The sequence below is a fragment of the uncultured Pseudoalteromonas sp. genome (assembly GCF_963922945.1).
Classification (GTDB): Bacteria; Pseudomonadota; Gammaproteobacteria; order Enterobacterales; family Alteromonadaceae; genus Pseudoalteromonas.
The window spans coordinates 1-21,223 of the sequence record NZ_CAWUKC010000017.1; the positions used below are offsets into that span (position 1 = coordinate 1).

Sequence of the window (21,223 nt, forward strand, 5' to 3'; positions counted from 1 at the left end):
AAAGAATAAGTTTGAATACGCATATTAGATCAAATTTTTAAGTCGATTGGTATTAAATATTTCTGACTTAAAAGTGAGCGACAATATTTGGCTGCAAAGTGGTTAGGTAATATTGCGTATTGGCACAGCTATCAACTTAAGTAGTACTTGGTCGCAGAAGTCAGTGCTCGTTTTTGCGTATTCAATAGGGCTTGTAAGGGAGCTTGTTTTAATGGAAACATATCAATTATATCAATACTAAGTTCATGCTCTTCTGTTATTTTATTCATGTAACATAGCTAGGCGTTCAGAAGTTGCACGTGTTAAAATTTAGTTTTTATAAATATCAAATTAGAGGTGTCAATTGCCAACTGCTGACTATCAAACTGTACTTGATGAAATAGCCCATGAAGTGCGCCCTTTGCTCGCACAAGGAAAAGTTGCTGATTATATTCCTGCACTTGCTGAGGTCTCAGCAGAACAATTCTCTATAGCTATTTATACTACCGATGGTGAAACTATTTGCGCCGGCGATTGCTCAACACGTTTTACAATTCAGTCAGTTTCTAAAGTGATGACGCTTACGATGGCGCTGCAGCGTTATGGTGACGAACTTTGGCATCGTGTTGGCAAAGAGCCCTCTGGTACTGCGTTTAACTCTCTTACTCAGTTAGAGTTTGAAAAAGGAGTACCTCGTAACCCTTTTATTAACGCTGGTGCGATTGTGACGTGCGATGCTTTATACAGTCGTTTATCAGCACCTCGCCATTCAATGCTTGAAACGTTTAGGCTGCTAGCCGGTAACAGTGCGATCGTAATTGATAAAAAAGTGGCGAACTCAGAGTACGAATTTAGGCATAGAAATGCAGCAATGGCACACTTAATGAAGTCGTTTGGCAATTTTGAAAACGATGTAGATGACGTGCTTTGGTCTTACTTTAATTTTTGTGCCATTGAGCTTAACTGTATTGAGCTCGCTAGAGCGTATAATTTTTTAGCCAATAAAGGGATCGACTATAGCTCTGGCAAACAAGTTTTAAGCAGCCGTCAGAATAAGCAGTTAAATTCAATTTTATTCACCAGCGGCTTATATGATGCGGCAGGGGACTTTGGCTACAGAGTGGGCATGCCAGGAAAGTCAGGTGTGTCAGGCACTATATTAGCGGTACTACCGGGTAAATTTACAGTGGCAGTATATTCTCCAGGGCTTAATGAGTTTGGCAATTCGGTGGCGGGGATAGCAGCATTAGAGCTGCTATCTAAAAAGCTCGACATTTCGATTTTTTAAAACACCGCAATAGGGGGTAACAAATACTCCCTATTTATTGATCCCAGTACACTTGCTCTAGGCAGTCTTCGCGCTCAGGTAGGCCACGTGATAAACGTGGAGAGTGCTGTACTAATACCTCGTAACTTGCACGGTTAGCGTATTTACTAATTTGTGCAAGAGAAGAGTAAGTAATGGCTTTTTGTTCGTGTTTTGCCGAGTTCGCAACGTTTAATTTATGATAAACATTTGCTGATAAATCGTGTAACACGGCAGCCAATGCACAATCGCCCGCACCATTGGTGTTTTTGATTGAATCGGGCCCCCCCATGAATGGTGCTGTATGGCTGTACGCTTTTATTGGGTTTTCGCAATCAGATTTTTTCATTGCACGAGAAAACTCATAGCGATTAAAGTCAGGGATGGCTCCTGGTAAAAGCGGGTACTCGGTTGCACGCTTGAAGCTCTCATCAACATAACCGGCCATAAATAAGCCTTTTTCGCCGGCGGTACAAATAACTAAGTCTACCCAGTCAAGTGCTTTATCTGCGGCCAATAGTGGATCTTCAAAGCCAGTAATTGCCAGTCCTTCCTCTTCGTTCATGGCAAGTATATCAACATGCTCGTTGACGAAGTTAGCCCACCAGGTAGGATCTTGCTCGATTAGAAACTTAGTGCCGAGTGTTAAAACTACCGGTACACCTGCATCGTTAGCATATTTAACTGCTTGCATGGTTGCTTCAGTCATTGTTTCATCGCCTTGCGTACGCATTAGGTAGGCGCTGATCACAAGTGCTGATGACTGCTCAATTAAGTGTTTATCGATAGACTCTGGCTTAAGATGATTCATTAAGCCTGCGCTAATGGCGAATGTACGCTCGCCTGTTTCATCAATTAAAGTAAAACAACGACCAATAGGTCCGTCTACTGGCTGTAAATAGTCTAAATCAACGCGGCTTGATGTGTTACATAAAAAGCGATAAGCGTAGCTGCCTATTTTTATGTTTTCACTCATAACACCAAGCAAAACTGAACGATCATCTGCAAGTACTGAGTAGTTATGCATTGTGTTACCAATGGTGCCACCGGCAAACTCGTAATCAACCATGTCGTTTAGTTTTAAACGGTCGTAAAGTGCATTGGTAATATCGCTATCAATAACTTGCGACATTCCTCGGCGAAGTTGAAACTCGTCTAAAAAAGCCTGATCGACTTTGGCTTCAATATCAACAACGATCTGATCGATACCCGTAATGTAGCTACGTTGTAATCGCTCTGTGGCGTTTAGTTGATTGGTTAGTGGATCTTTAGCTTCCACTGGAAAATAATGTTTATGTCTGCGGCGTCCAGGAAATTTCATTTGCTACCTGTGTTGTGAGCTAAATAAAAAAAGCGTGAGATTATAGCGTAAATCACACTCTATGAGCCACGATAAACCATATTATTTTGTTTTATTTTTGCAATAATTTACTCAATTACGCATTTTAAACAAGCAAGTTGATATAATAACGACAGAAAATTATTTAAAGTAAGCATTATGACCGATCTTAAAAGCGATGAATATTGGATGGAGCAGGCATTAGTATATGCCAATAAAGCGCAGCAATTGGGCGAAATTCCAGTAGGCGCTGTCCTTGTGAAAGATAACACGCTTATCGCCGTGGGTTATAATCGTTCAATTACTGATAATGACCCCTCTGCGCATGCTGAAATGATTGCTGTGCGTGAAGGAGGAAAAGTTTTAAATAATTACCGTTTAATTGATTGTACTTTGTACGTTACCTTAGAGCCATGTTCGATGTGTGCGGGGTTATTAGTTCATAGTAGAATAAAACGCCTTGTGTATGGTGCGCCAGACGCTAAAACGGGCTCGGCTGGTTCAATCATGAACTTATTGCAAGAGCCTAGGTTAAATCACCAGGTAGAGGTAACAGGTGGGGTACTTGGCCAAACTTGTGGCAGTACCATCTCGGCGTTTTTCAAACAACGCCGAGAACAAATTAAAGCGGCTAAAAGAGCAGCTAAAAAAATAAGCGGCTAGTTAACTGTCTTTGGGTCTGCTTCTATCATTTGTTGCATAGCAAACATTCGACGCCGCCAAATAATTTTTTTGTGTAAGTTACGCAGCATAATGCGACGTCTAGTTGCTGTTGAATGGATAATATTTCGTTTTAGTTTTTGCGTGCGTCTACGTTTTAGCATGTCTTCTCCTAATGCGTGAGAGTGAGAAAGGCACAAGATATATATTTAAAATTAGGTAAATATACTATAAACACACATTAGTGATCATTTTATGACAAGTAAACAGATTTTTAACTTTGGTATAAAAGTAATGGCACGAAATACAGATTGTTTAGCCACGTATGCAACCTTTAGTTCTCGCGTTTTATACCCACTTATTTACAAGGGGATTTGAGGTTTATACGCAAACATACACGCTTTATTGCAACGACCGCGCATTATCATCACTTTACTTGCTTTTTTCTTTTGGTGAAGAGTTGAGTTCGGTTTTATTGTTGTTTATAGACTCCTTACTTGGTTGAGCTGCTTCTTCAATTTTAGGTGCTTCAGGTTCGGCTGCCGGCTCTGGTGCTAGAGCATTATTTTCATCAAGCCATACGAGTGCATCGTAGTACCTGCGGATGTTATCAACATATTTTACTGCAACATCTCCACGCGCATAACCATAACGGGTTTTACGGTAATAACGCTTTTTAATTAAAAGGGGTAAGCGCTTTTTAACATCAGCCCATTTATCAGGGCTTGCTCCTTGCTGCTCGGTTATTATACGTGCGTCGTTAACGTGCCCCCAGCCAACATTATAAGCGGCTAGAGCAAGCCATGTACGGTCGGGCTGTGGAATTCTGTCGGGTATACGTTTGACCAATTTTGCTAAATATTTAGCCCCCCCACGGATATTTTGCTCAGGTTCTAGCCTATTAGTCACACCCACTTGCTTAGCAGTACTACGTGTGAGCATCATAATACCTCTTACACCTGTAGGTGATTTAGCACGTGGATTCCACATAGATTCTTGGTAGCTAAGTGCAGCTAGTAAACGCCAATCAAGGCTACCTGCGTATTGTTCAAACCAAGGTCTGTAAGTGGGGAGTGTTTCTTTTATAGCTTCAATGTATGCAAGTGTATTAACATAATTGAATTGACGCACGTGACCAAAGTATTTTTCTTCGAGTACATAAAGCTGATTGCTTTGCTTTACCTCACCAAAAAAGGGCACTAGCAATGCATAAAGCGAATCGTCGTTTGATTTGTTGAGTATCCAGGCTATGGGGTCATTTCGCGTAACTGAAAAACCAATACTTAGATTAGGGTGGTAACGTCTAAACAGTGAAAGCGTATGTGAGTCAGCAAGGGTATAGTCTATCTCGCCATCAATAACGGCTTGTAACAGTTCTTCTTCATCGAGTTCTTCGGTTTCTTGCCAGGTTAAATCTGGATTAGTCTTTTTTATTTTTTGTAGTGTTAAAGAGTGACTGCTTTTGGCTATAACGGTAAAGTTTCCATCAAGGTCGTCAAACTCACGGGGGCGAACTCGGCCTTGTTTATAAACTAACTTTTGGCTAATTGTTCTGTAAGTGGGGCCATAACGGTATTGTTGTGCACGCACTTTATTGTAGGTGAGGCCTGAGGCTATTAAATCTAAATCGCCGCTTTCAAGGCGCTCAAACATATCAGATAAGTTAAAAAACGGAACTATTTCAAGCTCAACACCTAAGTAGTCAGCAAAAGCTTGCGATAGCTCGTATTCAAACCCTTGCTCGCCTTGCACTGCTTGGTAGTAATTGCTAGCACTGGCAAGCGTGCCTACACGTATTTTATTTTGAGCTTTAATTTGAGCTAGTTGAGTTTGTTGCTCCTGCATATTACACGCACACAACAACATAACTAAAGTGATGATAATAATTAGCTTTTCTTTCAACATAACCCGCCCCATAAAGCTCATACCCCGTTATACCAAAAGTTCACAATCGCGTCACTTAGCGTTTAGCATTTATTGAGTATTTTGATGCCGTTTATATAGATAAAAAGTTAATTTTATGAAAAGCGTAATTTGGAGTTAAAACTGAGCGCTACTTAGACTATAATGGCCGCCTAAAATATCGTTCAATCCCTAACCCCGGATGAAATTATCTATGTTGATCCTTCGTGGTGCACCAGCACTTTCAGAGTTCAGAGTTAATAAAATTTTAGCGCGTTGCAAACAATCGCAACTTCCAGTCACCAACGTATATGCAGAGTACGCTCATTTTGCCGATTTAACCTCGCCTTTGAGTGTTGATGAGCAAACCAAACTTGAAAAACTACTTACTTACGGTCCAACTATTGCCGAGCATACCCCAGCTGACACACTTATTTTAGTCACACCTCGCCCTGGCACCATTTCACCATGGGCATCTAAAGCAACCGACATAGCGCATAACTGTGGCCTTAAACAGGTTCACCGCGTTGAGCGTGGTATTGCTTATTACATAGAAGGTGAACTAAGTGCAGAGCAGCTTGCTCAAGTAACGGCGTTATTACACGACCGTATGACCGAGGCAACGCATAGCGAACTTGCTTCTGCAGCGCAGTTATTCCGCAATGACTCACCGCGCGAAATGTCATCGGTTGACATATTAGGTGGCGGGCGCGAAGCATTGGCTGCGGCAAACGTTGAACAAGGCTTTGCCCTTGCTGATGACGAGATAGACTACTTAGTAGAAAACTTTAAAAAGTTAGGCCGTAACCCTAACGACATAGAGTTATTTATGTTTGCGCAAGCAAACTCAGAGCATTGTCGTCATAAAATTTTTAATGCTGATTGGACAATTGATGGTATTGAGCAGCCTAAATCGCTGTTTAAAATGATCAAAAATACATTTGAGCACAATCCTGAAAATGTGCTGTCGGCGTACAAAGATAACGCAGCAGTAATGAAGGGATCAAAAGCGGGCCGTTTCTTCCCGAATGCGCAAGGTGAATATGCGTATCATCAAGAAGACATAGAAATTTTAATGAAGGTAGAAACCCATAACCACCCAACAGCTATCGCACCATTTTCTGGTGCGGCTACAGGCTCAGGTGGTGAAATTCGCGATGAAGGCGCAACAGGGCGCGGCTCTAAGCCAAAAGCGGGTTTAGTTGGTTTTACTGTTTCTAACTTACGTATTCCGGGTTACGAGCAACCGTGGGAAAGCGACTTTGGTAAACCTAATCGTATCGTAAATGCGCTTGATATTATGATGGACGGCCCTTTAGGTGGCGCGGCATTTAATAATGAGTTTGGCCGTCCTAACTTATTAGGTTACTTCCGCACCTACGAAGAAAAAGTAACAAGCCATAATGGTGAAGAAGTACGTGGTTACCACAAGCCCATTATGCTTGCCGGTGGTTTAGGCAATATTCGTGCTGAGCATGTTCAAAAAGGGGATATTCCGGTAGGTGCAAAACTTATTGCACTAGGTGGCCCTGCAATGAACATTGGCTTAGGCGGCGGTGCAGCATCAAGCATGGCGTCGGGTCAATCAAACGAAGACTTAGATTTTGCTTCTGTACAGCGTGAAAACCCAGAAATGGAACGCCGTTGCCAAGAAGTAATCGATAAGTGTTGGCAACTAGGGGATAAAAACCCAATTGCGTTTATACACGATGTAGGCGCAGGTGGTTTATCAAATGCATTCCCTGAGCTTGTAGATGATGGTGGCCGTGGTGGTAAGTTCCAACTACGTGATATTCCTAACGATGAGCCGGGCATGGCTCCACACGAAATTTGGTGTAACGAATCGCAAGAACGTTATGTACTGGCTGTTGCTGTAGAAGATTTTGATCGTTTTGAAGCCATTTGTAAGCGCGAACGTGCCCAGTACGCAGTGATAGGTGAAGCCACAGAAGAGCGCCACTTAACTGTTGCTGATAGCCACTTTGATAATAGCCCTGTTGATTTACCGCTTGATGTATTATTAGGTAAAGCACCTAAAATGCATCGCGATGTAACTTCAAAACAATTTACCGGTAAGGCAATTGATGCAGAGTCGATTGATATAGCCGAGGCTGCTCAGCGTTTATTACGCTTACCTACCATTGCAGAAAAAACATTCTTAATTACTATTGGCGATCGCTCAGTTACTGGTTTAGTTGCGCGCGATCAAATGGTGGGTCCTTGGCAAGTACCTGTGGCTAACTGTGCAGTTACTGCTGCAACGTACGACACTTACCACGGTGAAGCTATGTCTCTAGGTGAGCGCACGCCTGCAGCACTATTAAATTATGGTGCATCGGCGCGTTTAGCTGTGGCAGAGTCACTAACCAATATTGCCTGTGCCAACATTGGTAGTCTAGAAAACATTAAGCTTTCGGCAAACTGGATGGCCGCAGCGGGTCACCCAGGTGAAGATGCCGGCCTTTACGAAGCTGTAAAAGCGGTAGGTGAAGAGCTTTGTCCTGCGCTTGGTTTAACTATACCTGTAGGTAAAGATTCTATGTCGATGAAAACGACATGGAAAAATGAGGATGATAGTGCTGAGCAATCAGTTACGTCGCCGTTATCGCTTATTATTACTGCCTTTGGCCGTGTTGAGGATGTACGTAAAACTGTTACTCCACAATTACGTACTGATAAAGGTGATACGTCGCTTATTTTAGTCGACTTAGGTGCAGGTAAAAACCGCATGGGCGCATCAAGCTTGGCACAGGTTTATAAGCAACTTGGTGATGTTACTCCAGATGTAGACAGCCCTGAGTTACTTAAAGGCTTTTACAATGCTATGCAAGCACTTGTTGCAGATAGTAAACTACTTGCTTACCACGACCGTTCTGACGGCGGTTTATTTACCACAGTTACCGAAATGGCATTTGCTGGGCACACCGGTGTGACTGTTGATTTAGCTGCGCTAACTGGTTCAGATCTAGAGGCGCTCTATAACGAAGAGCTTGGTGCGGTAATTCAAGTTGCTAACAGCGACTTAGATGCTGTAAATACTGTATTTGAGCAACACGGTGTAGCTGCAATTAGCCACGTGATTGGCTCGCTTAATAGCGACGATAGTATTGTATTTAACCGTGGTGAGCAAACGGTGCTTAATCACACTCGTACCGAACTTCGTACTATTTGGGCTGAAACAACGTACCAAATGCAAGCACGTCGTGATAACCCAGAGTGCGCTAAGCAAGAATTTGATGCCAAATTTGATGCAAAAGACCCTGGCTTAAACGTAAAACTTAACTTTGACTTAAACGAAGATATAGCCGCACCGTACATCGCAACGGGCGCTAAGCCGCAAATGGCTATTTTACGTGAGCAAGGCGTTAACTCGCATTTAGAAATGGCTGCTGCGTTTAACCGTGCTGGTTTTGCCGCTGTAGATGTTCATATGAGCGATATTCTCGAGGGGCGTTTAACCCTTGAGCAGTTTAAAGGCTTAGTGGCATGTGGTGGTTTCTCTTACGGTGACGTATTAGGCGCTGGTGAAGGTTGGGCTAAGTCTATATTGTTTAACGATATGGCGCGCGAGCAGTTTAAAAACTTCTTCCATCGTGAAGACACCTTTAGCTTAGGTGTGTGTAATGGCTGTCAAATGTTATCAACATTGAAAGAGCTAATTCCGGGGACTGAGCATTGGCCACGTTTTGTAACGAATAAATCTGAGCGTTTTGAAGCACGCTTTAGCTTAGTAGAAATACAAGAAAATCCGTCTGTATTCTTCAGTGGTATGGCTGGCTCGCGTATGCCAATTGCAGTCTCTCATGGTGAAGGCCATGCTGAGTTTGCAAACGATGCAGCCACAAAAGCTGCGCTTGAAAGCGGCACTGTAGCGGTTAAATTTGTAGATAACTACGGTAACCCTACAACGCAATACCCAGCTAACCCAAATGGCTCACCAGAAGGTATAACCGGTATTACCTCTACTGATGGTCGTGCAACAGTCATGATGCCGCACCCTGAGCGTGTATTCCGCGCGGTTGCTAACTCATGGCACCCAGATGAGTGGAAAGAGGATAGCCCGTGGATGCGTATGTTCCGCAACGCACGTAAAAATGTAGGCTAGTGATCATAATTACTACCTATACAAGCTAGATTCATAATCTAGTTGTAAAATAAAAAAGGCTGCCTGTGCAGCCTTTTTTGATTAAAGTAAAAATAGTTTGATTGGTATGAAAGCTTATTAAGGATAGTATGTTAAAGCGCGTTGGTTTAATTGTTGGGACTGTATTGCTAAGCATAGTATTGCTTGGTTATGTATTTCGTTTGCCATTATTACAATGGGCTGTAGCACCACAGCTTAAAAAAGCCGGTGTTACCTTAAGCTGCTTAGATTTTTCGCTTACGAGTAAGTTAAATGTGCACGTACAAAAAGCGTGTTTAAGTTACCAAAACCAAGCACTTGTTGTTACAGGTATTACCGCAAATACCAAGCATATTGAAATTCAACATGCGGTACTCAATCTAAACCCATTTCCACAAAGTAATAAAAAAAGCAGTCCAGCAGCAATTTTAGATTTAGCCCTTCCTAAAAAAAGGCCAACAATTACAGTCGAGCAACTAAGTATAAACAGTGCGCTTTTAAAGCGTCCGCTAATGCTAAATATTACCGAGCCAACGCTTAACCAGTTTGTTATTAGTGGTGATTTAGTCGCAAATGCAACGCTTTACAATAATAAGATACAAGGACAGCTTAAAGTTAATGATGGATTATTGAAGCAACTACTTAAAACAGATAACGCGTTATTAAGTGGGCTTAGCTTTAATACATCGCAAGCATTTAGCTTTAATGGAATAGAAGGGAGCACCACTGGTAATTTACAGGCGCGGTATGACTATAAATTTAAAAACTGCGACATTAGTAATAGTACTAAAGGTATGCTAAATGCTACCTATAATTTAAATAGCCAAAACCTTGAGATCGACGCAAGCAAGCTTAAAAACAATGTCCAACTTAGCAATAACTGCCAATCTTTTATTCCTGAAAGTGCATACAAGTCATTTGCTGTAAATCAGCTACCACTTAATTGGCGATGGGCTTTAGCTAACCCAGTTAGAGTTGCAAATACCAAGATAACATTACCGTCAATAACGCTCAAAAGCGCAGAACAGGCTAAGCAAAATATAGATTTAGCGTTTGCAGATACGTTTATAAATACTGCTGCACCGTTACAAAGTGCACGCACACAGCTAAAAGCTCAGCTGCATACAGATGAAATAGATGTTATAACGCTAAGTACGCAGCTTAAAAATGCTCAATTAAGCGGTAATTATGATATTACGCTTACCTCTTTACCTGAATTTTTACCGGCTGAGGCTAATAATATTAAAGCCAAAGGGGATTTTACAGTTACTCAACTTATTGACTTTAAGCCCGTAGGTAACGCACGTATTGAGTTTAGCTTTGCTAGCGCAGCTGCTTATGGTAGCGCTTTTAACGGCTACTCAGGTAACCTTGAAGCAAGCATGAATGAAAAGCTCGACGCAAAAGTAATGCTTAAAAGTAAGCTTAAAAGCGTGCAATACAAGGAGTATAAACTCACTGGTATTAATAACACCCTTAGTGCAAGGGCAAACTTAGGTGTGGGAGAGTTATTTGCTCACTTAAATGCAAATACACAAATAAATACACTGACAAGCCCAAATGTCGATTTAAATACTATAAACGTAACGTCAACTGGGCTGCAAAGTCGTGCGCTTAGAGCGTCTCATCATGTATTAGTAAATGGTGTTGAGCTGGTGGCCAATCATCATATTTCAAAGGTAGCGCATCCTTTTGAAGTGATTATACCAGAGCAAAGTGTGCTTTCGTTAAATTCACTCGTTAGCCAATTTGAACCGTTAGCTCAATTAACTGAAGGTATGATGAGGGGACGTATTAATGGCGATGTTAATTTGCAAAAAGCCAATTTTTCTTTCGCTATTGATGATACTAGTGTGCTTTACAACGACTACTTAGCGAATGGATTTAACATGCAGTTTGAGGGGCAGTACGATTCAGGGCAGCTTAATGTTGCTCCTACTACCTTTAATCTTAATGAATTACGTGCAGGTGCAGTAGCTAAAAGTATTACGGGAAATATTAAAGTGGTTAATAATAGCGCGCAGGCCTTTGATGTTGAAGGCGGTATTTTGGGAGGTAAATTTTCTTTAGATAAATACATGCTTTTAAAGCCACAGCAAACCGCACATGTTAGGTTTGAAAATGTTGATGCCAGTCAATTAATAACGCTTGACGATAAGTCGGGTATTACTTTAACAGGTAGACTAAGAGGGGTGTTGCCATTTTATTTTGACGAAACAGGGGTTGAGGTCAAAAATGGCAGCCTAGCCAATCAAGGCCAAGGGAAGCTTATTATTAGCAATAATGAAGCGTTTGACGCTGTTATGCGCCAGCAACAAGAATTACAGCCAGTTCTAGGGTTACTTAAAAACCTTGATATACAAAAACTTAATAGTACAGTAGCGCTTAAAAGTGATGGCTGGTTAAACTTAGGTGTTAAGTTACAAGGGTTTAATGAGCCCGAGCAGCAACAGGTTAACTTTAATTATAATCACGAAGAAAACGTGATTACATTGCTAAGAGCGCTGAGACTCAGCGACGAAATAACGCAAAAAGTTGAGCAGCAATACTCTAAAAAAGGAAACTAATGATGAAAAATTTGTTGAGCATTAAGGCCGTTATTGCACTTGCTGCTATTAGCGCTTTAAGCGCCTGTACTCACAGAGTAGAAGTAGCAGCAAAAGAGCCGATAACGATTAATCTAAATGTAAAAGTAGATCACGAAATTCGAGTAAAAGTAGATAAAGAGCTCGATAACTTATTCAGTGACGACAGTGAATTATTTTAGGAGCAAAATGATGACTATAAAAAATAAATTAAGTATTGCCACTTTAATAAGTGCGCTTTGTTTGTCGTTTTCGGCGTGGGCTATTAGCTTAGATGATGCTAAAAACCAAGGCTTAGTGGGTGAGGATAGCTCTGGTTATTTAGGGCTTGTTGTACAAAACAGCGATGCAAAAGCAGTCGTTGAAGAAATTAACGCTAAACGTAAAGCGCAGTATTTAAAGCTGGCTAAAAAGAACAATTTATCGCTTGCTCAAGTAGAAGCGCTTGCAGCAGCTAAAACCATTGAAAAGACCAAAAGTGGCCACTATATTGAAGTGAATGGTAGCTGGGTTAAAAAGTAATACAAGCAGCTAAACATATTACTTAAAAACCGAGCGTTTAAGCGCTCGGTTTTTTTATATTTGCTAAAAGTTGCTGCCAAAAGTCGACACCTTTTCGCCTTGCAAGCTTAATATTGTGCTCTGGTATCGATTCAGGCTCATCATAGTTATCAAGCGCTTCGCTCATACTCAGTTCGCGAATTAAATGTAATGTAGGGTAGGGGGCCCGATTGGTGTAATTGGCCGCATCTTCCTCATCGCTGTCGGCAAACACGTAATCGGGGTGAAAGTTAGCAATTTGGTATTTACCTTCAAAGCCTTGTGCTACCAGTAGGGCATTGGCTAAATCGACTAAATCTAAAAAGTCTTCAAAATCGCTAAAGCCGTTATTAAACAGAATTAATGTGGTTTCGCGCTCGGAATTTTGATCCAGCTGCACACACTGCTCTAGCATGTCCATTACAGCGTCATCAATTTTATCTGCTGAACTAAGCACATAATGAATACAGTTGTTTTCTACTTCTTTGCGGGCAAATGGGCAAAAGTTATATTTTACAATAACAGATGATACCCATTCGCGGGTTTGTACAATTGCTTGATGAGTCATGCTTTTGGCTCTAAATACTGATTTATAATGCTTAATGTTTTTTCAATGGCGCCTTGGTTTTTTACTACACATTGCTGCGCTTTAATTCCTAAACTTTGGCATGCTTTGCTGTTTTGGCTTAAGTTAATAAGTTGCGCGGCGAGTTCATCGCTGTTTTCAACAACGACAGCCCCTTTTAGCTTAATTAACTCAGGATAGATATGATCAAAGTTATACGTATATGGGCCTGTAATAACACCAACCGAAAAAGCAGCCGCTTCAAGTGGGTTGTGTCCACCCCGGCGAATTAAACTGCCGCCAATATAACTTACATTCGCTGCGCCATATAAACACTGTAACTCGCCAAGTGTATCAGCTAATAGTACTTGCTCGTTTTGATAGTTATTATTACTGCGACGACTAAAGCTAAGTGGGCTTTGAGACAACGTATTGGCTACTTTGTCAAATTGCTCAGGGTGGCGCGGGGCAATAACTAAAAGGGCGTTAGGGTATTTTTTTAATAACTGTTGATGGGCGCTTAGTACCATTTCGTGCTCAAGCGGGTGAGTAGAGCCTGCCACCCATACAAAACGTTCATTGGTTTTATACTCGGCTTTAATATTTGCCACTTTAGTTAGTTGTTTATCACTTGGCGTAATGTCGAACTTTATTGAGCCTGTAACATGGCTTTTTGAAGAAGGTAAACCAAGTTCAATAAAGCGCTTCGCATCATTTTTATTATGGCTGGCAAGCACTGAAATAGAGCGCATAATAATGTGCGTTAAACCTGCCACTTTTTGATACCCTTGCTGCGACTTTTCGCTTAGGCGGGCATTAAGTACTAATACCGGAATATTTTTTTTGTGGCTTATTGCCATTAAGTTAGGCCACAACTCGGTTTCTAAAATACACAGTGCTTGTGGGTTTATACGCTTTAAAAATCGGGCGCTTGAACCTGCAAAGTCTATAGGTAAATAACAACACACCACGGTATTTTTAAATTGATTTGTTATTTGCTCACGCCCAGTAGGGGTGTTACAGGTAATAACAATATTTAGCAGTGGGTTTTGTTTTTGCAGTGCTTTTATCAGTGGCGTGGCAGCAAGCACCTCACCCACCGAGGCACAATGAAATACAACGGGTTTAGCGCCTTTGTTAAATAAGTCTTTGCTAATAAAACCAAAGCGCTCTTTAAAGTGCGCGCGGTAGCCTTTATTTTTTTTACCTCTGAGTACATACAAGTAAAATATAATCAGTGGGCTAATTAAAATTAAAGCGAGTGAATAAAAAATACGTGCCATACTGAACTTTTATTGAGGTAAGTGGCGCTAGTTTAACGTGAAAGTGATAATTTCTGAACACGTTAAGCACTAAATTATAATTCAGTTCAGCTATATTCCCATAAAATACACACAACTAAATAAAACTATGGAATAATGGATTTAATTTTTTCCTGCCATTTCAGTTCCTAGAGGAATTTTTCATGTCAATTATCGATTCTGTGGCAACAAGCTACGTTGAAAGTTTAAACCGTCATCAAGCCTTATTTGAAACGATGGAGGCTTATCATCAAGAGTCTATGCAATTATTAGAAGCGTGCCACAGTGCATTGCAAGCTGGTGGTAAGGTTATTTGGTTTGGTAACGGCGGTAGTGCGGCTGATGCTCAGCATTTAGCTGCCGAGTTTGTTGTGCGTTATAAGCTAGAGCGTGGCCCGCTTGCGTCTATCGCACTGACCACTGACACTTCTATACTGACCGCGCATAGCAATGATTACCACTTTGATACGGTATTTGAACGTCAAGTACAGGCCCTGTGTAAACCAGAAGATTTAGTGATTGGTTTAACAACCTCAGGTACCAGCGCCAATATTAATTTAGCGCTTGAAGCGGCTAACAAAATTGGCGCGTTTACGGTTGCATTAACGGGCCGTGATGGCGGTAAAGTCAAAGACATTGCAAAGCTGCCAATAATTATTAAAAACGATGAAACAGCTCGCATTCAAGAGGCGCATATGTTTATTGGTCATTGGTTATGTGAAGCGATTGATATGGTTGTTGCGGAGCAGCAGTAATGGATTTATCACTATTAAAAAACTTATCTAAAGCGCGCATTTTAGTGGTGGGCGATGTGATGTTAGACCGTTATTGGTATGGTGATACAGGCCGCATTTCGCCAGAAGCCCCCGTACCCGTAGTAAAGGTAAGCAAGTTTGAAGACAAAGCCGGTGGCGCTGCCAACGTAGCTAAAAATATTGCTAGGCTTGATGCCAAAGTGGGCTTACTCGGTTTAATTGGTGAAGATGAAAGTGGGCAAATTTTAGAAACTATTTTAAAAGGTGAAAAAATACATTCACAACTTGTGAGTGTATGCGATTTACCTACTATTTCTAAAATGCGTGTAATTAGCCGTCATCAACAGCTAGTGCGTTTGGATTTAGAAGAAACCTTTAGCGAGCAGCATAGCCAGTTGCTATTAAATCGCTTAGAGCTAGTACTTGATGAATACGACTTTGTGGTATTCTCCGATTACAGCAAAGGCTCGTTAAGCTTAATTAAGGAGATGGTGAGTATTGCAAAAGCGGCGGGTAAGACCGTGCTTATCGATCCTAAATCGCCAGACTTACATTTGTACGAGGGGGCAGATTACATTACGCCTAACTTGCATGAGTTTAATTTAGCAGGTGGTAAAACAGGCTCTGAAGAAATTTTAGCGCAAAGCGCCCGTGAGCTAATTAGCAAAAATGGTATTAAATCCATGCTACTTACACGCTCAGAGCAAGGTATGTCATTAATTAATGCCGATGAAAAACATGACTTTGCGGCTCAGCAGTTAGAAGTAAGCGATGTAACTGGCGCAGGCGATACTGTTATAGCCACGCTTGCCGTGATGCTCGGTGCAGGTATGGCCCCTAAAGATGCGGTAGAAATTGCCAATTTAGCGGCAGGCATTGTAGTAAGTAAACTAGGCGCGGCAACAGTGTCACCAGAAGAGCTAAGTCAAAAGCTCGGCCAATACTTACACATTAATGGCGAACACTACCAAACTCCATTTGATGATGTACTGCAACATATTGAATTTGCTAAGCAAAACGGCGAAACGATAGTGTTTACCAATGGCTGTTTTGATATTTTACACGCAGGCCACGTACGTTATTTAGCTCAAGCTAAAGCACGCGGAGATAGACTCGTTGTTGGATTAAATAATGATGATTCAATTACACGTTTAAAAGGCCCCGAGCGCCCTATAAACCCACTTGATGAGCGCGCAATGGTATTAAGTGCACTTGCCTCTGTAGATTGGGTCATTCCCTTTGGTAGAGAGGACGAAAATGACACACCGGCTAAATTAATCGAGCAAATAAGCCCTGATATTTTAGTTAAAGGGGGAGATTACACCGTAGAGCAGATAGCGGGCGCCGATCATGTGCTGCGCCATGGTGGCAAAGTAGAAGTGCTGAGCTTTTTAGATGGCTGTTCTACCTCTAAGGTGATTAGCAAAATAAAGCAGTAATATTTACTATTTGCTTATAAGTAAAAAAGGGTTGAAAACGCAGTTTTCAACCCTTTTTTTGTGATTACGCCTATAACTTTTTAAAAATTATATTCGTACTTAGCAAATGCTGATGTGTCGTTTTCTGCACCATCGTTATTTGATGCAAAAGCCCCCAGCGTTAAACGCCCACCCATTGCAAGTTGTCTGTAACGAAGCTCAACTTGTTTTGAGTTATAACCAGTTTTGGTAATTGTATTACCTAAGTCTGGGTTGTTAGGGTAGAGATCGCGATTATCGCTGTTGTAATCAACGCTACGCAGCTTTACTTGCCAGTCATCGCCATTTGAAAGTTGGCCAAGTAGTGTTAACACGACTGACTGTGCATCGTTATCATAAGTTGAGCCAATAGTGCGGCCATGGTAACGATAGCCCGAATTATAATCTGAGTGTTCGTAGTAGCAGTTTTCATTGGTTGATTCGGCCGAGCACGATACACCTGTGTCTATGTATTCAACGTTAACGAGCACATTTTGATCGTAAATGCGTTGGGTCGTTTGCACACCAAATAAGTATGCTCTGTCGGCTGGTTTAAATTGCGAGCTGGCATCTTCGCCAATTGTACTTGCGTAGATGGCATAAGGGTGACTAAATAAGGTATCAGACCAACGAACGTCAATACCGGCAAGCTGGTTGCCTATTTTAGACTCTAATGAACTATCGCAATTTTCATTACCATCAATACAATTAGTTTGCCCAGTTATCACATCAATAAAATCACCTGCTGAGCTAGGCTGGCCTTCACCGGCCCACTGTGCAGACCAACTTAAAGCAACCTCAAGTTGCTGCATTGGACGAAAGTTTAAACGGCTACTCCAAAGTAACGCATTAGGAATAACGCGGGTTGATTCTAGCTTTGCCATTTGCGCGGTAAAGCTCCACTGGCCAAGCCAACTTAACCAAGGCGTTTCAAACGCTGTGCTTTGCTCACGGGTTACACTTAACGCAGGTAATGGCTTTGCATTACCCGACATAATTAAACTGTTATCAACACCTGGGCCCCAAAACTGCTCTACGGCACCGGCTCTAAAAATCCAATTGCCTAAGCGGTAGGCTAAGTAGCTATCGTCAAATGAGGTATCGTTACAATCTTCAAGTGCTTGCTCGTTAGTGGCTATATCATCGGTTGTTTTGCCATCAACTAAGCATTGTTTACCATCGTTTCGGTAATTAACGGCTACCTTCGCTGCAAAGTTATCGCCAAGGAAAGCATAGGCTGCAGAAAGCTCAGACTCTTGAGTGTTGGTTGCACCAAAGCTGGTGGCTATAATTGGGTCTGATGCGGCAAATGCTGAGAGTTGCACACTGTGCGAGCTACTGTTTTCTGACTTATAACGATGTTTTACACGTAGCAGTGCATCTTGCAGGCTAGGAGATAAAAGTTCAAGCTTGCTTGCTTCTAGCTCGCCAATAAAGCTTTTCCACATGAGTGGGTAGGTGGTTACAGGTGCTAAAATTACACCGGCATCAGCCAGTTGCTGTATATCGGCACGTAAACCGTAATCGTCTGGCTTTACCCAGGGCTCTGCTGTTACTGATGCGCTCATAGCGCAAAAAAGAGAAGAAAGTAGAAAGATTCTGTTTCGCAAAGTTCAGATCCTTGTGATTAAGATTGCGACTAAGTTTATCAATCTAGCATGGCTATTGCAGTAAATAATCTATTTTATGGCATTAAATTTGTGTATAAAAATGTAACCTAGCTATCGTAAAAACCATGGGGTTGATATACTGCTGCGCAAATAGGAAATAGAGAATGCAATGAGCAACAAACGACTTTTATTTATACCCGTATCATCGCCACAAGGAATAGGTGAATACATGCGCTCGTTGTTGCTAGCCCAAAGCCTTGAAAGTGAATGCTCTGATTCACTTACCATCCATTTTGTTTTAAATAAACACACAAACTACGCTAAAAACTGCCCATATAGTACTACTTTGCTTGAGCACTCTGCGACTAAAGAGAGCGATAAAGTATGCGAAGTTATAGCCGATTTTAAGCCTGATATTGTTATATTTGATTGTGCAGGGCGCGCTGCTCATATGAAAGCGGCTAAAAAAGTAGGTGCCAAAGTGGTGTTTATTTCTCAGCATGCGAAAAAGCGAGCAAAAGGTTTAAAACTTAACCGCATCAACTTAATTGACAGCCATTGGGTGGTACAGCCTGATTACTGCATAGAGCCTCTGAGCTGGGCTGAAAAAGCTAAAATAGATATGTTTTCTTTAGCTATGCCTAAAAATGTAGGCCCATACATAGCACTCTCATCAGCGTGCGATACCAAGCAGGTGTTAAAAAAATATCAGCTTGATGAACAAGGCTACTTTATTGTGAGCGCAGGCTCTGGTGGTCATGTGCTAGATAATCAAAATTGTGCAGATGTATTTTTTGCCGCTGCAGAGCAAATTTCATTGCAAACAGGGTTAAAAGCGGTCGTGGTATTTGGGCCTAATTATAATAAAGCGTTGCCAGTATCGAATACGGTTATAAATTTGGATACCTTAGAAAACAATGAGTTTTTGTCGCTTATGGAGCAAGCAAAGTTTGCATTATTAAGCGCCGGCGACACGTTATTGCAAGCGATTGCAGTGAAAACGCCCGCAGTGGCATGTGCTATTTCAAAAGATCAAACACAGCGCTTAGCAAGGTGTGCCAAGACTGGCGTGGTAATTAAAACAAACTTTGAGATTGAAGACATAGTAAATAAAGCCAACGCTTTACTAGTCGCGCCGTATTTTGACCTGCTACTAGAAAAATACGCTTTGCTTGAAAGCGCGCAGGGTTATGAAGAAATCACTCAAGGGGTTAAAAATATGCTAATGGCTGCTGATAGATGAATATAGTGATTGTAATAGACTCGTTAGCCGGTGGTGGCGCCGAAAAAGTGATGCTAACCCTTGCACAGCAACTCGTAAAAACGCATAGCGTGACTATTTTATCGCTGGCTAATAAATATGAATACACTATTCCTGCGAGCATTAAGGTTGAAAGTTTATTCACGGATAAAGCCACTAAAGTGGATCGTTTTTGGAAAATAAATAAAAGCGTAGCAAAGCTAGAGGCGTGGTTTAACAACAAACAAAAACAAATTGGCCCCATAGATTTAGTGCTTAGCAATTTAGACAGAAGCAATAACTTATTGGCTAAAAGCCAGATTAAAAATGTTCACTTTGTTATGCATAACTCTGTTAATGCAGAGCTTGCGAGGCAAAAAAAGTTAGGCCCGTTTTCTTATTATTACCTTAAAAAGTCAAAACAAAACTTAAATGGGAAGTCATTAGTTTGTGTATCTAAAGGGGTAGAGCACGAAATTATACAAGGGTGCTTAATTAGCCCAAGCGCCATCACCACTATATATAATCCCTTTAATTTAGCGGATATAAGGCGCTTGTCGGAAGAAGTTAATGCGCATATTCCACAGTCGCCGTATATCATTCACGTTGGGCGCTTAGCAAAGCAAAAACGTCATGATATTTTATTTTCGGCGTTTGCAAAGCTTGATAAAAAATACAAATTGGTGCTTTTATGTAACAAGCCTAGCAAAGCTTTTAAGCTTGCTAAAGCGTATGGTATTGAGAAACAACTTATCGTGCCTGGGTTTGAACAAAATCCGTATAACTGGATAAAGCAGGCTGAGGCATTGGTATTAAGCTCAGACTTTGAAGGGCTTCCCACTGTATTAATTGAGGCGTTAGCTGTCGGCACCCCAGTAGTAAGTACTAACTGTACATTTGGGCCAAGCGAAATTTTAACAAACGAGTTAGCTAAATATTTAGCGCCGGTAGGGCATAGCGAAGAGCTAGCGGCTAAAATTGAGTTGGTTTTAAGCACTAAGCCTAATGTCGATAATGCCGACATTTTACAAAAGGTAACGGCTAAGCAGGTTGCTCAGCAATATTTAGCTTTATGTGGATAATTGCTCTTTATAAATAGCAAATAACGTTTGCCAGTCATTACTTTGCCAATAAAATGCATTGTTACGCCCTTGCTCTTTTAAAAAAGAGCGCTCTAAACGTGCCATATTATTTTGTTGCCATTGCATATTCGGTGTTTTTATTTCGCCGCGGTCAAAGTCAATAATATAAACATCGCCCATTTCATTAAATAAAATATTATTTATATTTAAATCAGCGTGATACACACCTTTTGAGTGAAATAGCGCAACGGTTGTGGCTACGCGCTTTAGCTCATCATCTGTCAATGGGCGCTTAATTAAAACATCGAGCAGGCTTTTAGCTCCTTTTACTGCCTCAGTAATTATATCGCCCCGATAAATTAAACCAGTGGTTGTTACTTTAGCGGCAATGGGTTTTGGTACATTTAAGCCAAGTTCAATAAGCGCGCTCATGAGGCTGAACTCTTTATAAACACGGGTGCTTTTAAGCCCTGGGTAGAGGTATTGATCGCTTAATAATTTGCCAATTAAACCGCCGCGCCAGTAATGCCTAAGTACTGCGGTTAAATTATCGTGTTTAAAAAACCAAGCAGTGGCGCGGCCCTTCTTAGCACCTACTATTTTATTTTGCTGTTGCCAGTAATCTGCATCAAACCAGTTTAAATCAACGTCGTTAAAATAATCTGGGTGGCTTAAAATAGTGTGCTTACCTTGCGTTAGTGTTTTAAACATAGCTCGTTAAAATAATTGAATAGTGTGTGTATATTAACGTGTTTTATAGCGCAGCATAAGTGCTTGCA

17 protein-coding genes are annotated in these 21,223 nt (G+C 41.3%); 10 read left to right on the plus strand and 7 right to left on the minus strand.

Features of this window, described 5'->3' with window-relative positions; translation table 11 throughout:
- Nucleotides 1-343 precede the first annotated feature (343 nt).
- Complete coding sequence (gene glsB, locus AABI99_RS05800) at nt 344-1,267, plus strand: glutaminase B (RefSeq protein ID WP_338364349.1); 924 nt, start codon at nt 344-346, stop codon at nt 1,265-1,267.
- Nucleotides 1,268-1,301: 34 nt separating this feature from the next.
- Here glsB and AABI99_RS05805 read toward each other — a convergent pair whose 3' ends face one another.
- Nucleotides 1,302-2,606, minus strand: coding sequence for an inosine/guanosine kinase (locus AABI99_RS05805; RefSeq protein WP_338364351.1), 1,305 nt, complete (start codon nt 2,604-2,606; stop codon nt 1,302-1,304).
- A 177-nt stretch (nt 2,607-2,783) separates the two neighbouring features.
- Here AABI99_RS05805 and tadA point away from each other — a divergent pair, with 177 nt between their 5' ends.
- The gene (gene tadA, locus AABI99_RS05810; protein ID WP_338364353.1) at nt 2,784-3,287 is read left to right on the plus strand and encodes a tRNA adenosine(34) deaminase TadA; all 504 of its coding nucleotides are present in this window, start codon (nt 2,784-2,786) and stop codon (nt 3,285-3,287) included.
- Here tadA and AABI99_RS05815 read toward each other — a convergent pair.
- On the minus strand, nt 3,284-3,448 hold the full coding sequence (locus AABI99_RS05815; protein WP_338364355.1) for a hypothetical protein: 165 nt from the start codon (nt 3,446-3,448) through the stop codon (nt 3,284-3,286). The two genes, tadA and AABI99_RS05815, sit on opposite strands and share 4 nt — an antisense overlap.
- A gap of 268 nt (nt 3,449-3,716) precedes the next feature.
- Nucleotides 3,717-5,189, minus strand: a complete 1,473-nt coding sequence (gene mltF / locus AABI99_RS05820) for a membrane-bound lytic murein transglycosylase MltF (RefSeq protein WP_338364357.1) — start codon at nt 5,187-5,189, stop codon at nt 3,717-3,719.
- 211 nt (nt 5,190-5,400) lie between these two features.
- Here mltF and purL point away from each other — a divergent pair, with 211 nt between their 5' ends.
- The 4 genes from purL (at nt 5,401) to AABI99_RS05840 (ending at nt 12,416) form a co-directional block, all read left to right on the plus strand.
- Nucleotides 5,401-9,291: a phosphoribosylformylglycinamidine synthase gene (purL, locus tag AABI99_RS05825; protein ID WP_338364359.1), complete on the plus strand. Its 3,891-nt coding sequence runs from the start codon at nt 5,401-5,403 to the stop codon at nt 9,289-9,291.
- Between the two features lie 128 nt (nt 9,292-9,419).
- On the plus strand, nt 9,420-11,876 hold the full coding sequence (locus tag AABI99_RS05830) for a YdbH domain-containing protein (protein ID WP_338364360.1): 2,457 nt from the start codon (nt 9,420-9,422) through the stop codon (nt 11,874-11,876).
- A 2-nt stretch (nt 11,877-11,878) separates the two neighbouring features.
- Entirely contained in the window at nt 11,879-12,076 is a 198-nt protein-coding gene (locus tag AABI99_RS05835) for a YnbE family lipoprotein (RefSeq protein ID WP_004588572.1), read from the plus strand.
- 10 nt (nt 12,077-12,086) lie between these two features.
- On the plus strand, nt 12,087-12,416 hold the full coding sequence (locus tag AABI99_RS05840) for a YdbL family protein (RefSeq protein WP_338364444.1): 330 nt from the start codon (nt 12,087-12,089) through the stop codon (nt 12,414-12,416).
- Nucleotides 12,417-12,453: 37 nt separating this feature from the next.
- Here the strand turns inward: AABI99_RS05840 and AABI99_RS05845 are convergent, their stop codons facing one another.
- Together AABI99_RS05845 and waaA are read right to left on the minus strand one after the other, a co-directional pair.
- Nucleotides 12,454-13,002, minus strand: a complete 549-nt coding sequence (locus AABI99_RS05845; protein WP_338364362.1) for a DUF1415 domain-containing protein — start codon at nt 13,000-13,002, stop codon at nt 12,454-12,456.
- Complete coding sequence (gene waaA / locus AABI99_RS05850) at nt 12,999-14,282, minus strand: lipid IV(A) 3-deoxy-D-manno-octulosonic acid transferase (RefSeq protein WP_338364365.1); 1,284 nt, start codon at nt 14,280-14,282, stop codon at nt 12,999-13,001. Before waaA ends, AABI99_RS05845 begins: the two co-directional genes overlap by 4 nt.
- A 182-nt stretch (nt 14,283-14,464) precedes the next feature.
- Here waaA and AABI99_RS05855 point away from each other — a divergent pair, with 182 nt between their 5' ends.
- Nucleotides 14,465-15,055 (plus strand): SIS domain-containing protein, encoded by a 591-nt coding sequence (locus tag AABI99_RS05855; protein ID WP_338364367.1) that lies wholly within the window; start codon nt 14,465-14,467, stop codon nt 15,053-15,055.
- Nucleotides 15,055-16,494, plus strand: a complete 1,440-nt coding sequence (gene hldE / locus AABI99_RS05860) for a bifunctional D-glycero-beta-D-manno-heptose-7-phosphate kinase/D-glycero-beta-D-manno-heptose 1-phosphate adenylyltransferase HldE (protein ID WP_338364369.1) — start codon at nt 15,055-15,057, stop codon at nt 16,492-16,494. The genes AABI99_RS05855 and hldE overlap by 1 nt, the downstream gene beginning before the upstream one ends.
- An 80-nt stretch (nt 16,495-16,574) precedes the next feature.
- Here the strand turns inward: hldE and AABI99_RS05865 are convergent, their stop codons facing one another.
- Complete coding sequence (locus AABI99_RS05865; RefSeq protein WP_338364446.1) at nt 16,575-18,080, minus strand: capsule assembly Wzi family protein; 1,506 nt, start codon at nt 18,078-18,080, stop codon at nt 16,575-16,577.
- 211 nt (nt 18,081-18,291) lie between these two features.
- Here AABI99_RS05865 and AABI99_RS05870 point away from each other — a divergent pair, with 211 nt between their 5' ends.
- Nucleotides 18,292-19,365, plus strand: a complete 1,074-nt coding sequence (locus tag AABI99_RS05870; protein WP_338364371.1) for a glycosyltransferase family 1 protein — start codon at nt 18,292-18,294, stop codon at nt 19,363-19,365.
- Nucleotides 19,362-20,444, plus strand: coding sequence for a glycosyltransferase (locus AABI99_RS05875; RefSeq protein WP_338364374.1), 1,083 nt, complete (start codon nt 19,362-19,364; stop codon nt 20,442-20,444). The genes AABI99_RS05870 and AABI99_RS05875 overlap by 4 nt, the downstream gene beginning before the upstream one ends.
- Here AABI99_RS05875 and AABI99_RS05880 read toward each other — a convergent pair.
- A complete protein-coding gene (locus tag AABI99_RS05880; RefSeq protein WP_338364376.1) occupies nt 20,433-21,155 on the minus strand; it encodes a 3-deoxy-D-manno-octulosonic acid kinase in 723 nt (240 codons plus the stop codon). The two genes, AABI99_RS05875 and AABI99_RS05880, sit on opposite strands and share 12 nt — an antisense overlap.
- Nucleotides 21,156-21,223 lie beyond the last annotated feature (68 nt).

Coding starts and splice junctions, on each gene's coding strand:
- AABI99_RS05805 (WP_338364351.1), bottom strand. CDS start 2,606: ATGAAATTTCCTGGACGCCGCAGACATAAACATTATTTTCCAGTGGAA.
- tadA (WP_338364353.1), top strand. CDS start 2,784: ATGACCGATCTTAAAAGCGATGAATATTGGATGGAGCAGGCATTAGTA.
- AABI99_RS05815 (WP_338364355.1), bottom strand. CDS start 3,448: ATGCTAAAACGTAGACGCACGCAAAAACTAAAACGAAATATTATCCAT.
- mltF (WP_338364357.1), bottom strand. CDS start 5,189: ATGTTGAAAGAAAAGCTAATTATTATCATCACTTTAGTTATGTTGTTG.
- purL (WP_338364359.1), top strand. CDS start 5,401: ATGTTGATCCTTCGTGGTGCACCAGCACTTTCAGAGTTCAGAGTTAAT.
- AABI99_RS05830 (WP_338364360.1), top strand. CDS start 9,420: ATGTTAAAGCGCGTTGGTTTAATTGTTGGGACTGTATTGCTAAGCATA.
- AABI99_RS05835 (WP_004588572.1), top strand. CDS start 11,879: ATGAAAAATTTGTTGAGCATTAAGGCCGTTATTGCACTTGCTGCTATT.
- AABI99_RS05840 (WP_338364444.1), top strand. CDS start 12,087: ATGACTATAAAAAATAAATTAAGTATTGCCACTTTAATAAGTGCGCTT.
- AABI99_RS05845 (WP_338364362.1), bottom strand. CDS start 13,002: ATGACTCATCAAGCAATTGTACAAACCCGCGAATGGGTATCATCTGTT.
- waaA (WP_338364365.1), bottom strand. CDS start 14,282: ATGGCACGTATTTTTTATTCACTCGCTTTAATTTTAATTAGCCCACTG.
- AABI99_RS05855 (WP_338364367.1), top strand. CDS start 14,465: ATGTCAATTATCGATTCTGTGGCAACAAGCTACGTTGAAAGTTTAAAC.
- hldE (WP_338364369.1), top strand. CDS start 15,055: ATGGATTTATCACTATTAAAAAACTTATCTAAAGCGCGCATTTTAGTG.
- AABI99_RS05865 (WP_338364446.1), bottom strand. CDS start 18,080: ATGAGCGCATCAGTAACAGCAGAGCCCTGGGTAAAGCCAGACGATTAC.
- AABI99_RS05870 (WP_338364371.1), top strand. CDS start 18,292: ATGAGCAACAAACGACTTTTATTTATACCCGTATCATCGCCACAAGGA.
- AABI99_RS05875 (WP_338364374.1), top strand. CDS start 19,362: ATGAATATAGTGATTGTAATAGACTCGTTAGCCGGTGGTGGCGCCGAA.
- AABI99_RS05880 (WP_338364376.1), bottom strand. CDS start 21,155: ATGTTTAAAACACTAACGCAAGGTAAGCACACTATTTTAAGCCACCCA.